The sequence below is a fragment of the Dyadobacter sp. 22481 genome (genome assembly GCF_052044875.1).
Classification (GTDB): domain Bacteria; phylum Bacteroidota; class Bacteroidia; order Cytophagales; family Spirosomataceae; genus Dyadobacter; species Dyadobacter endophyticus.
Genome location: NZ_JBQENV010000002.1, coordinates 485,373 through 498,197 on the forward strand (window position 1 = coordinate 485,373; position 12,825 = coordinate 498,197).

A 12,825-nucleotide genomic window follows, 5' to 3' on the forward strand; every position below is an offset into this window, starting at 1 on the left:
ACATAATCTATTAGCCATGAAGCTTTTTTATTGTCTGTTACTATTCGTTACCCCGACGGTTTTTGCCCAAAAGAGCATCCAGGGCAAGGTGACCGACCAGAGGGGAAATGCATTGCCCGGTGCGAATGTGTTCCTTAAAGGCACCTACGACGGCGGAACGACCGATGCGAACGGCGTTTTTGCATTCCAGACGTCGGAGTCCGACACGGCAACGATCGCTGCGAGCTATGTCGGGTTCGAGGTTTTTGAGAAGAAGATTAATCTGAAAGAAAGTATTCCCGCAATGTCCATTAAACTTGAAGAGCTGGCCAACGAACTGAATACCGTGGTGATTACCGCGGGCGCATTTGAGGCGTCGGACGAGAAGAGAATGGCTATGCTGAAACCGCTGGATATTGTAACTACGGCGGGCGCAGCGGCGGATATTACCGGCGCCATGCAATTTTTGCCGGGTGCACAGCGGGTAGGGGAGCAGGAGGGGCTATTCGTCCGCGGCGGCTCCGGTCAGGAGACGAAGATCGTGATCGACGGGATGATCGTCCAGAACCCGTTTTTTAGCTCGTTACCCGACGTGCAGTCGCGGGGGCGGTTCAATCCGTTTATGTTTAAAGGTACTTCGTTCAGTACCGGCGGCTATTCGGCCCAGTACGGGCAGGCATTGTCGTCGGTTTTGTTACTGAATACGACCGACAAGGTTAGCAATAATGGGTTGGGTATTAGTTTGAACCTGGCGAATGCGGGTTTGAATTATGATTATGCCAATAAAAATCAATCGGTGTCCGCGGTGGTGTATTATGGCAATTTGCGGCCGTTGTTTAAGCTGGTAAAACAAAATGTGGAATGGATCCACGTGCCGGAATTCAAAGGCTCTTCACTGACCTACCGCTGGAAGCCGACCAAAAATGGTGTGCTCAAAGTCTACGGCATGTATTCCGACAGTCATCTGAGCATGAATAGCAACGACCCGTCCTCGGATACCGGCAAAATGCGCCTGGTTTTAAAAAACAACAATGCATTCACCACGAGCACCTACACCGACTCCTGGGCCGACGGCCGCTGGACGTTGAATTCCGGCATTTCATATAGCCGCAACAAGGACAATATGACCTATGACGGCGCCAATTTCGACCGTTTCGACGAGCGTACGCAGGCACGCGTTGTGCTCACACGCCTGCTTACGGGAAACAATACCATACTCTTTGGAGCCGAGGCGCATGCCATTAATCTCGGTAATGGCGCAGGAGGCCAGCTTTACCGATTGAAAGACCGCTATACCGCCGCATTCGTGGAGTCGGAGATTTATATTACCCGTGTATTGGCTGGAAGGATCGGCGTACGGAGCGAATATTCTTCGATCATCGGCCGGGCCAATATTGCTCCCAGGCTGTCATTCGCCTACAAAACCGGCCGGTACAGCCAGATTTCCCTAGCCGCAGGGCAGTTCTATCAAAACCCCGATTACCGCTATTTGTATTTAAATAAATCCCTCCAATACGAGCGCGCCGACCATTTGATCCTCAATTACCAGATTATCAAAAACCAGCGCACGTTCCGGGTAGAGACATTTTATAAAAATTACGCGCAGCTCGTCCGCGAATTTACCGGCCAAAAATACGACGCCGATCCATACCGCTTCCCCTGGGGCGCGACCAACAATGGCGGCGACGGTTATGCGCGCGGCTTCGACTTCTTCTGGCGCGACCAGAAATCCATCAAGAACCTCGATTACTGGGTTACTTACAGTTTTGTGGATTCAAAAAGGCTCTTTCAGCAATATGCCCAATCCGCCACGCCTACCTTTATTTCGAACCATAATATCAGTCTCATTACCAAAAAATGGTTCGAAAAGGCCAAAACCAACCTGAGCGCGACTTACGCATTCACCAGCGGGCGGCCTTACTACAATCCCAATAATGAAGAATTCCTGAAAGACCGCACGCCGTCGGTACATAATGTGAGCATTCAGGCCAGCAAGCTGCAAAGCATCAAAGGGAACCTGGTGATATTCTACGCCACGGTCGACAACATCCTTAATACCCGCAATGTATTCACGTACCGCTACACGCCCGACGGGCAGACGCGCTACGCCGTGGGCCCGCAGAGTTACCGAAGCTTTTTCGTAGGGATGCAGATCATGCTTTCCAGGAAGGCCAAAGTGGAGAAAGACGAATTTTAAAATTAAACAACCAGCATTTTAAAACTGACAAAACAATGAAAAAGCTATTCACATTCGGATTACTGTTTGTGCTTGCCACGAGCATCGCATGGTCGCAGAACGAAAAGTATACCCAGGCCATGGGCGACGGCATTAAAGCATTGAACGGTATCGACCGCTCGAAACCCGACCCGAAAAGCCTCGTGGATATTGCCAATCGGTTCGAGCGCATCGCCGCCGCAGAACCCAAGGAATGGCTGCCGAAATACTATGCGGCCTACGCGAATGTGCTTCTCGGGTTCGTAGCACCAACCCTGACGGAAAAAGACCAGTATCTGGATAAAGCAAATGCCTTATTGAAAGACGCGGAAGGCATTGCGGGCAAGCCGAACGACGAGCTGGAAGTTTTGAAAGCTTATCAATCCCAAATACACCTTGCGGCCGATCCGATGAACCGCTGGCAGGCGGATGGCGAGAAGTTCTCGGGCTATTTGCAATCGGCGAAATCGATCAATGCCGAGAACCCGCGAATTTATTACCTCGAAGGTTCGAGCCTGTTCTTTACACCGGAGGAATATGGCGGCGGGAAAAAGGTAGCGAAGCCGATGCTCGAAAAAGCACAGCAAAAATTTGGCGCCTTCAAGCCGGAAACCGCTATTCACCCGGATTGGGGCAAAATGGAAACCGAATGGATGCTTTCTCAGACAAACTGATATTAACGTTTAGGGTTTTTTAGCATGGACGATAACAAGACGAAGCCGTTGCGCATGACAGCCTCATCGCTGGACGGAAGGGATTTCAGTAACATGGATCTGGAAAATGCAGATTTCAGCTTTTCGAGCTTGAAGGATATTAACTTCGACGGGGCCAATCTGCGCAATGCAAAACTTCGTTTCTCGGCCCTCGACCGGACGACTTTCCGTAACTCCGATCTGCGGAATGCGGATCTGAGTTTCAGTAGTCTTTCGGACGTGGACCTTAGCGGGGCAAGGGTAGAGGGGGCTAATTTCAGTTTTACGTCACAGGAAAAATCATTCAAATGGCAGGATTTCAGCCTGATCGCCATCATTCAGAACCAGGGTTGGATCGGCACGCTGGTGGCAGCATTTCTTGGCGCAGTGATATTGTATGGCTTTAATGCCATCGCGTATTTCACCGCGGAGCTGTCGTTTACCGAAGAGCCGGTCCGGCTGGCTTTCTACAAGTACCTCGTAATACTCAACATCGCGACCGGCGTATGCACGATCCTGATCACGCAGGGGCTTACGACCTGGCTGGATATGATTGTCAAAAGCCTGCTGGCCAAGCATATCATCCTATCTGTCGTCGTCTTTTTATTTGATAGTCTGTTGGCGGTAGGGATGCACCAGCTTTTTGCGACCAACATTGTGAGCGATTACATTGCGCATTACCCGGCCGAGCCTTCGCAAAATGCCCCCTGGTATTGGTATTCATGGGCACCCATCGCGATCGCGAACGTGTTTTACTTCCTGAGCCGCGAAGGCCGGCAAATTTCCCGCAAGATTTCAGATCAGGAATATCAATTATTAAATCTTGAAAAACTGAAAACGAGAGCCGAGCTGGATGCATTGCAGGCACGCATTAACCCACATTTTTTATATAACTCACTGAACAGCATTGCCAGCCTCGTACACGAGAATCCCGACAAAGCAGAGGAAATGACGCTGCTGCTTTCCAAACTCTTCCGCTACACCACAGGGCGGAAAACCAGTGATTATTTTGATACCATTGAAAATGAGCTGGAAATGGTAGAAACCTATCTGCAAGTCGAGAAAGTGCGGTTTGGCGATCGGTTGCGGTTTACGGTGGAGGTCGAGGAAGAATCTTTGAAAAGTCTTTACGTGCCTAAATTTATTTTGCAACCGATCGTCGAGAATGCCATCAAGCACGGCATTTCGCGGATGGCCGATCAGGGGAATATCGTGGTGAAGATTTATGAAAAGGACCAATGGCTGCATTTGTGCGTGCACGACAATGGGCCGGCATTCTCAGATACGCTCGGTGCCGGTTACGGCATGCGCAGTATTCAGGACAAGCTGAAATTGCTCTACGGCGACCATGCCCGTTTGGAACTGCACAACCAACCGCATAAATCGGTTAATATTGCCATCCAGAAATCCGCTATTGAACAACATCAACAATCCAACCATGCATTTTCCGCTTAAAACCATCCTGATCGACGACGAACAGCTTGCGTTGAGCCGCCTCAGGAGGTTGCTCGAAAAGTATACCGACACTTTCGACATCGTGTCAGAAGCCAAAAACGGCGCCGAAGGACTGGTTGAAATCGACAAACACCAGCCCGACGTTATTTTTCTCGACATTGAAATGCCTCTGCTGAATGGCTTCGAAATGCTTTCCAAGCTTACTAAAATGCCGTTAGTGGTGTTTTCGACAGCCTATGACCAGTACGCGATCCGTGCTTTTGAAGAAAATTCGGTGGACTACCTGCTGAAACCGGTGGAGAACGATCGGCTGCTGAAAACCATTGAAAAGATCAGGAACATTACCCAGGCGGGTAATGGGCATTCGGGCGGTTTCAACCCCTATTCGGAAAACCTGCTGAGGCTGCTGGAAGAAATGAAGCCTAAGAGGGAGATATTTTCGTTGTCGGTCAAATCCGGCGACCGTATACTGCTGATACCGCTGACGGAGATCACGCATTTCGAAGCGGAGGAAAAATACGTTTTCCTGAATACGCTCGACGGGCAGAAATACCTGCTCAACTACACGCTCACCTCGCTCGAAGAGAAGCTTCCCGCGCATTACCTGCGCGTGAGCCGGGCAGGAATTGTCAACTCCCACCATATCAAGGAAATCCAGAAACACTTCAACGGGAAGTATGTGATCGTGATGCGCGATCGCAAGGCTTCTCAGGTCACCAGCGGCAGTACGTATGGCGACGCTATCCGCCATCTTCTTGATAATTAATCGAATTACACCCTGATTGTACCGGAATATTCATTTTGTAGACCTGATTCTTATTCCTAAATTGCGCCCTCGTTTAAATTTCCATTGTTATTTTGGAGGTTAATGCGTTGTCGATCAGGGCTTTCTGATTGGCCAGGGGCGAAGGCAGGAATGAATTGTGCAGGTTTTCGGCACACATTGACAGGTTGCTGCGTATTTGATTACTGGCAAACTGATTCCTGAAATAACCCGGAGCGGCCGAAAATCATTCCCGATGGCAGGCGCTTCGATCATGTTGTTTTTGTTTTGTTAAAAAAGGTTAAAAGGAGTCGGGAGTAATGAAGGAGCTCATTGATACGGGCAATCTGCCAAAACACATCGCCGTTATCATGGACGGTAACGGAAGATGGGCCCAGAACCAGGGTGCAGCGCGTGTGTTTGGTCACCGCAATGCGATCAAGGCAGTGAGGGAAGTGACGGAAGGATGTGCGGAGCTCGGGGTTTCTTGCTTGACGTTGTATGCTTTTTCAACCGAAAACTGGGCACGCCCGGAATTTGAAGTAAGGGCACTGATGGAACTGCTCGTGCAATCGATAGGCAACGAGCTGCCTACCATGATGAAAAACAATGTGAAGCTCGACACGATCGGGGATACGGGCAGCCTACCACGCAGCTGCCAGAACCAGCTCGGAAAAGCAATCGAAGCGACACGCAACAATACGGGCCTGAATCTCATCTTGGCATTGGGTTACAGTGGCAAGTGGGACATTACCCAGGCAGCACGCAAAATAGCCGAGGATGTTCGTAACGGCATTTTGCTACCCGAAGAAATTAATGAGGAAGTAGTAGCAGGTAACTTGTCGACGGGCAGCCGCCCCGAGGTGGACCTGATGCTGCGCACGGGCGGTGACCACAGGATCAGCAACTTCCTGCTTTGGCAACTGGCCTATTCTGAACTGTATTTTTATGAGGATCTTTTCTGGCCCGACTTCCGCCGGGAGCATTTGTACGAGGCGATACTTTCGTATCAGAATCGCGAAAGACGCTTCGGCAAAACGGGTGAACAAATTAAAGCGAATGGTGCTAAGTAGAATTATATGAACCCAGTGAAAAATTTGAATAAATCATTAGCACATCTCAAAGGCCTTTCTGCATTAATCCTGCTATGCTGCTGTGTTTCAGTACAGGCACAGCGTGTAGGCCTGGGAGGCGCAAAACCAACCGCTGCCCCGACCAATCTGGGCATCGATCCGGCCAACCCCAAAGAATACACGATTGCAGAAGTGACCGTTTCGGGTACCCAGTTCCTCGACCCTAACTCGATGATCTCCATTTCCGGCCTGAAACCGGGTGACAAAATCCGTATTCCAGGGCCGGCGGTAACGTCGTCTATCAAGAAAATGATGGACTTCGGAACGCTCGACGATGTGGAAATCATGGCTACCAAGATCGAAGGCGAGAAGGTTTGGCTGAATATCCACATTAAAGAACGTCCAAGACTTTACAAAGTGTCGTTCTCGGGTATCCGTAAGGGCGAGCGCGAGACGCTGAATGACAAGGTGAAGCTGATCAAAGGCCGTGTGATCACGCCGACGATCATTAAGAACACCCAGCTGGTCATCAAGAAGTATTATATGGATAAAGGCTTTTACTATACCAAAGTAAAAGTCCTCCAAATCCCCGATTCAACGCGTGGTCAGGCTACTTTGAACTTCACGATTACGAAGGGTAAAAAAGTCAAGATCCAGAAAATCAACATCGAAGGCAATACGGCTATCAGCGACCAGTTGCTGAAACGTAAGATGAAAGGCACCAAGCAGCGACGCATCGGACGTCTTTTCAACCCATCTAAATACATTCCTAAGAAATACGACGAGGATAAGGAGAAGCTGATCGCCTACTACCGTAAAAACGGTTACCGTGATGCGACTATCCAGTTCGATACCATCATAAACGGCGACCAGACGATCAGCATCGATATGAAGATCGACGAAGGTCAGAAATATTATTACCGGAATATCACCTGGTCGGGTAACTACCTGTATCCCTCGCAGTACTTGAGCGACCGCCTGGGTGTGAAGAAGGGCGATGTGTACAATCCTGAGGAACTTGAAAAGAAAATCAACGGTATTCCGGGATCGGACGTTAGTTCAATTTATATGGATGACGGTTACCTGTATTTCCACATCGACCCGACCGAGAGAGCTGTTGAAGGCGACTCTATCGACGTAGAGCTACGCATGTTCGAGGGCAAGCAGGCAACGATCAACCGCATTCTCCTGAACGGTAACACCAAAACCAGCGACCGTGTGGTATTGCGCGAGCTATTTACGCTGCCAGGCCAGAAATTCAGCAAGACGGAGATCATCAACACCCAGCGCCAATTGTCGCAAATGGGTTATTTTGACCCTGAAAAAATCCAGATCAACCCGATCCCTAACCAGGCCGACGGTACGGTGGATATCGAATATACAGTAGAAGAAAAACCATCCGACCAGATCGAACTTTCAGGTGGATGGGGCGGTTATATCGGTTTTGTGGGAACGCTTGGATTAGTTTTTAATAACTTCTCCATTAAAAACATCCCGAACCGAGAAACATGGCGCCCATTGCCTTCCGGCGACGGACAAAAGCTTTCATTGCGCTTCCAGGCGAACGGTAAGCAGTACCAGACCTACTCGCTGTCGTTCAGTGAGCCTTGGTTGGGCGGTAAAAAGCCGATCAACTTCGGGGTTTCGTTTCAGCGCACGGTTTACCGCATGACGGATTTGAGCTCGTATTATGGTTATAACACGAGCGGAGGTGGCGGAAGAGTAAGCTACCGCGGAGGATATTACAACAATGGTATCACGCTTTCACTCGGTCGCCGTCTGAAAGAGCCGGATCGTAACCTCGTAATGACGCACTCGCTATCATACCAGCGTTACCGTCTCGACAGCCTTGACATTTTCCGGATCGGTTACAGCAAAGGGGTCTCGAACAACATTTCGTTTAACACAACGATCTCGCGGAACACATTGAGTGATTTCCAATTCCCGAGAAGTGGTAGCAATATCTCATTGAGCGCGACTTTCACGCCACCTTACTCGGTGTTCAGAAAGAAAGCCTTCTCCGATAAAACCGATACTTACCGCTGGGTGGAATACCACAAATGGATGTTCGATGCGAGCTACTATGCGACTATCGTCGGAAAACTGGTGTTGAGCACGCGGGCCCATATGGGTTTCCTGGGTGCATACGGAAACAAGGTAGGTTACAGCCCGTTCGGTCGCTTTATTCTTGGCGGTTCGGGTCTGGCAGGCCAGGGTACTTTCTCGCTCGCGGACCAGGACATCATAGGTCTCCGTGGTTACCAGGATCAGAAAGTAGGGCCATTGGCTGCTAATGGTTATCCTGCATCGGGTGGAGGTATTGTTTACAATAAATATGTGATGGAACTTCGGTACCCCGTCTCGCTCAACCCGCAGGCGACGATCTTTATACTCGGTTTTGCCGAAGGTGGTAATAACTGGGGCACTTACAGCGAATTCAACCCGTTTGATCTGAAACGTTCTGCGGGCGTAGGTGCGCGGATTTTCATGCCCGCGTTCGGTTTGCTTGGTATCGACTGGGGGTACGGATTCGACAAAATCCAGGGGCAGAACACCCGGAGCGGACCACAGTTCCACTTTACAATCGGCCAGCAAATCAGATAATAATCTGAGGGAGGCATTCGTTAAGAGGTTTGCAAATTATATTAGCAGCTTGGCATGAAGAAGATTTTTATTTTACTAGTTTTGTCAATTCTATGCAGCTCAGCACTATATGCCCAGAAGATCGGGTATACGGACATGGAGTTCATTACCAGTAAAATGCCCGAATACCAGGCCGCTCAGGCAGAGATGAAGAAATTCACTGACAAGTGGTCGCAGGAAATCCGGGACAAATTTGCCGAGGTCGACCGCATGCAGCGTGCCTACATGGCAGAGGAAATCTTGCTGACCGACGAGCTGAAAAGGAAGAGGCAGGGTGAAATCAGGGAGAAGGAGCTTGAAGCAGGCGAATACAACAGTAAGATATTCGGCGTTGAGGGCGTGATGTTCCAGAAGAAAAAGGAACTGATGAAGCCCGTACTTGAAAAAGTACAGCGAGCAGTGACTAAGGTTTGCAGCCAGCGCAGGCTCGATTTTATGTTCGATAAATCCAGCGACATAGGCATGCTCTACACCAATCCGAAACACGATTATTCGGACTACGTGATGGAGGAACTAGGGATCGACCCGAAAGCCAATAAAGCAGGAGGCAATGACAAAACAGGAGGCACTGACAAAGCCGGTAAAACAGAACAGCCGGCCCAGCAGCAGCCAGGGGCACCTGCGCAAAACTCACCGAAACAAAAAAGTACAACCAGTAAACTTAAATAAGTAACAGAGCAATGAAACAAAAATTGATGGCAATTCTGGTCGTGATGACCATAATCACCACCCCTCTCTTAGCCCAGACTACCCCGGCAGGCGGGCCTACTAAAATAGGTTACACGAATGTCGACTACATAATCGGCAAATTGCCGGAAGCAAAAGTGATGCAAAATCAGCTGGAAGTTACCAAAGCGCAGCTGGACAAGGCTATCGGGGAAACTTACAAAGAGGCTCAGGAGAAGTACGAGGCATACCAAAAGAACGGTCCGAGCATGACCGACGTTATTCGCGCTGATAAAGAGAAAGAGCTTCAAAACCTTTCGACCCGCATCGAAGAAATGCGTAACAATGCACAGACTTCCCTGCAAACGAAACAGCAGCAATTGCTCGAACCGATCCTGACAAAAGTTAACAATGCAATCCAGGAAGTAGGAAAAGAAAGCGGCTTCCTTTTTATCCTGAATATGGATGCAGGACAGGGAACAACGCCTATCATCCTGTTCGCAGCATCGGAAGACAACAATGCTACAAACCTGATTCTTCGTAAACTGGGTGTTGATCCCGACAAAGTAGAAGCAGCGGCACCGGCAGCAACAACGCCAGCGGCGAAACCTGCGTCAGCTCCTGCTACCACTCCGGCAACCGCCCCAAAGAAAAAATAATAAAGTAAATATTGAACTTTAAAAACCGGAGCGCAGTCTTAAAAAGGATTGCACTCCGGTTTTTGCTTTGAGTATCGAAAGGTGGTCGGCTTGCTTTATTAATAAACCCGTCCAGAATGCTGTATTTGAAAAGTACAAACTGATTTAATCCGCGGGCAGGCGCTTTTGCGGATTTCAATTTTACAACTAATCACAGAGCATTCTATACAGGATTTAGTAGTTTTGCGTTAAGATCAGAGTGTTCTTTCACTCATGGAATTAATTATATTTTTGATGTCATGCTAACAAAAGGAATTCATAAAATACTGATACTTCTGATACCCGTTTTTGTAGTACTGAGGGCGCAGGGGCAGGATAATATGAAAAACAATACCTCAACGGGCCCGTTACAACTTGTGTTCCCAGCGGAGGCGGAGTGGAATGTGCTTTATGAAGGAAAGGAGGTTAATTTTCACCTTCAGGCCAAAGGAGGGAAGAGCGATTCGCTAAGGTATTCGGTAGCTAGCGGCCTGGTGAAGGATATGAAATTCGATTCTACGGGTCATTTCGTGTGGACGCCCGGTTTCGATATCGCCGACCGGATCAACACTACCAAATCATTTCCGGTTGTCTTTGAAGGACAAAATAGTGCCGGTGAAACTGCATCGCGCGAGATTGTCTTTAAAGTAAACCACGTAAACCGGCCACCACAGGTCGACGAGTTGCAACCGTTCTATGTTCAATACAAAACACAGAATGTTTACAAGATCGATATGGGTGCGGTGCGGGATCAGGACGGCGATCCGATCGTGTTCGTTCCCATTCTGGAAGAAATGCCGGAAGGGATGAAATTGTCCGCTGCAGGGGAGATTACCTGGGAGCCGTCGAGCCAGCAGTTTGCTATCCTCAAAAAGGGGCCGCGGTACATGGAGTTTTATGTGGAAGACCAACCTTCGAAAGCACGTACGAAAGGCCGTCTGAAGTTGGATGTGACCCAAATGGACCTCGCGCCTGATTTTACGATTATTCCCCAGAATACAGTTGTCCGCAGTGCGGAGAATAACCGCATTAACCTGCGATTCACATTGTCGGACCCAAACGGGGAGGAAGATATTACAACATTCAATTTTATCTCGGAAAACAAAAATGTCCCGCAGAGTGCATTGGTGAAAAATACGCCAACAAGCTACGAGTTCATTTGGGAGCCGGGCTATGAATTTGTAAAAGATCCGTTTGACACACTCTCATTCAATATTATTTTTTACGTGCTTGATAAGGCTCAGAACAAGAAGGAGCGTACGATCAAGTTTGTAATTAAGAATACCGTGGATGAAAGCTTGCGCGACACCTACGTGTATAACCTGTACCGGGGCTCGCTGGTGAATGCGTGGGGGTTGATCGAGCAAATGACCGAAAAGGAAGGCCAGTTAAAAAGGGCTTATACCCGTGCTAAAAAAGGCAAGCGCAGCAGATCACTGTTAAACGCCTCGCTGGGAGCCACCACGGGCTTGGCGCCGGTAATTGCTACAAAAGACCAGCAGACCCGAGGCTACATTACCACCATTGGTGGTACCACCGTCGCAACGGTCGGAACGCTGGAGGCAACAGAGGTGATTGGGAAGTCGGTGAATGGTTTGCTCGACCGTTTCAACTACGTAATGCAGAAGAAGAACGAGCTGCAAAATAAAGGTGACGTGTTCGCACGTGAATGGGGCCAGAAATCCGCCCGCCGTCAGCCTGACTTTATCAGAAAGCTCGACGAATTCAAGGCGTTGATGAACCTCAGCGGCCTCGTAGCATTGGAACTGGATGCCAACTGGGAGAATAAGAAAGAAGCGACAGATGTAGCAATTAAGAAGACCTTTAAAGACTTTGTTCCGTACACTAAAGACGAGAACTAATTCCAGGATACTACCAATAAAAAAGAGAGCTAAATGCTCTCTTTTTTATTTTCATCCTCTTCCTCCTCCGTGGAGGTAGGTGTCGGAATATCATTTCGTGGATCACTTTCAGCTGCGGTAATTTCCGTTGAAGCAGACCCCTGAAAATCACCGGCCCCTTCCTCCTTTTCTCCTTCCTCCCTTTCCTCCTTCACGCTATCTTCGTCAGGCCCGTGGGCATGAAAACTTCCCTGGAATATCAGAATGCTGCAGACACCTAGAAAAATACAGGAATCGGCAATGTTAAAGATCGGTGTGGAGTAATACTGCCCGCCCCAAACGGGTACCCAGTCGGGAATGAAACCTTCCCAGAAGTCCACGAAGATCATATCGATTACTTGCCCGTGGAACCAGGGCGTTGGTGAGCCGTAGGGCGCATTGCCCAGCAGCACACCGTAAAATGTGCTGTCGATCACATTACCGACCGCTCCGGCGAGGATCATTGCCAATGCCCAAAGCAAGCCTTTGGAAGCTCCTGCACGCGCCAGGTGGATCATATAACCGCCGATGGCTACCATAGCGACGAGGCGGAACAACGTCAGGAATAGTTTACCGTATTCGTGCCCTAGTTGCATGCCGAAAGCCATGCCGGGATTTAGTACATAATGCAATTTCAACCAATCCCCGATCAGCGCGATCTGTCCTGAAAAACCGGGTTGCATATATTCGTGAACCAGTAATTTGGAAGCCTGATCAATTCCGATAAGGAGTACGCTAAGAAGTAGGTAGGGAGTTGGGTTTCTGGATTGGTTCATTCGGTT

The 12,825-nt window shown here is 49.1% G+C and carries 10 protein-coding genes; 9 read left to right on the top strand and 1 reads right to left on the bottom strand.

The features are described from left to right. The first annotated feature begins 16 nt into the window (after positions 1-16). The 9 genes from ACTJJJ_RS12140 (at position 17) to ACTJJJ_RS12180 (ending at position 12,025) form a co-directional block, all read left to right on the top strand. Positions 17-2,176, top strand: a complete 2,160-nt coding sequence (locus ACTJJJ_RS12140) for a TonB-dependent receptor (RefSeq protein ID WP_440701916.1) — start codon at positions 17-19, stop codon at positions 2,174-2,176. Positions 2,177-2,211: 35 nt separating this feature from the next. After that, positions 2,212-2,868, top strand: a complete 657-nt coding sequence (locus ACTJJJ_RS12145; RefSeq protein ID WP_188934864.1) for a hypothetical protein — start codon at positions 2,212-2,214, stop codon at positions 2,866-2,868. A gap of 24 nt (positions 2,869-2,892) precedes the next feature. Next, positions 2,893-4,341 (top strand): histidine kinase, encoded by a 1,449-nt coding sequence (locus ACTJJJ_RS12150; protein ID WP_188934862.1) that lies wholly within the window; start codon positions 2,893-2,895, stop codon positions 4,339-4,341. Then, positions 4,325-5,107: a LytR/AlgR family response regulator transcription factor gene (locus ACTJJJ_RS12155; RefSeq protein ID WP_188934861.1), complete on the top strand. Its 783-nt coding sequence runs from the start codon at positions 4,325-4,327 to the stop codon at positions 5,105-5,107. Before ACTJJJ_RS12150 ends, ACTJJJ_RS12155 begins: the two co-directional genes overlap by 17 nt. 317 nt (positions 5,108-5,424) lie before the next feature. Continuing rightward, on the top strand, positions 5,425-6,177 hold the full coding sequence (locus tag ACTJJJ_RS12160) for an isoprenyl transferase (protein WP_188934859.1): 753 nt from the start codon (positions 5,425-5,427) through the stop codon (positions 6,175-6,177). 6 nt (positions 6,178-6,183) lie between these two features. Next, a complete protein-coding gene (gene bamA / locus ACTJJJ_RS12165) occupies positions 6,184-8,781 on the top strand; it encodes an outer membrane protein assembly factor BamA (protein ID WP_440701917.1) in 2,598 nt (865 codons plus the stop codon). Between the two features lie 54 nt (positions 8,782-8,835). Then, a complete protein-coding gene (locus tag ACTJJJ_RS12170; RefSeq protein ID WP_188934855.1) occupies positions 8,836-9,489 on the top strand; it encodes an OmpH family outer membrane protein in 654 nt (217 codons plus the stop codon). An 11-nt stretch (positions 9,490-9,500) separates the two neighbouring features. Then, complete coding sequence (locus ACTJJJ_RS12175) at positions 9,501-10,145, top strand: OmpH family outer membrane protein (protein WP_188934853.1); 645 nt, start codon at positions 9,501-9,503, stop codon at positions 10,143-10,145. 278 nt (positions 10,146-10,423) lie between these two features. Continuing rightward, on the top strand, positions 10,424-12,025 hold the full coding sequence (locus ACTJJJ_RS12180; RefSeq protein WP_188934851.1) for a hypothetical protein: 1,602 nt from the start codon (positions 10,424-10,426) through the stop codon (positions 12,023-12,025). A gap of 29 nt (positions 12,026-12,054) precedes the next feature. Here ACTJJJ_RS12180 and ACTJJJ_RS12185 read toward each other — a convergent pair whose 3' ends face one another. Then, on the bottom strand, positions 12,055-12,819 hold the full coding sequence (locus ACTJJJ_RS12185) for a lipoprotein signal peptidase (RefSeq protein ID WP_440701918.1): 765 nt from the start codon (positions 12,817-12,819) through the stop codon (positions 12,055-12,057). Between the last annotated feature and the right edge of the window lie 6 nt (positions 12,820-12,825).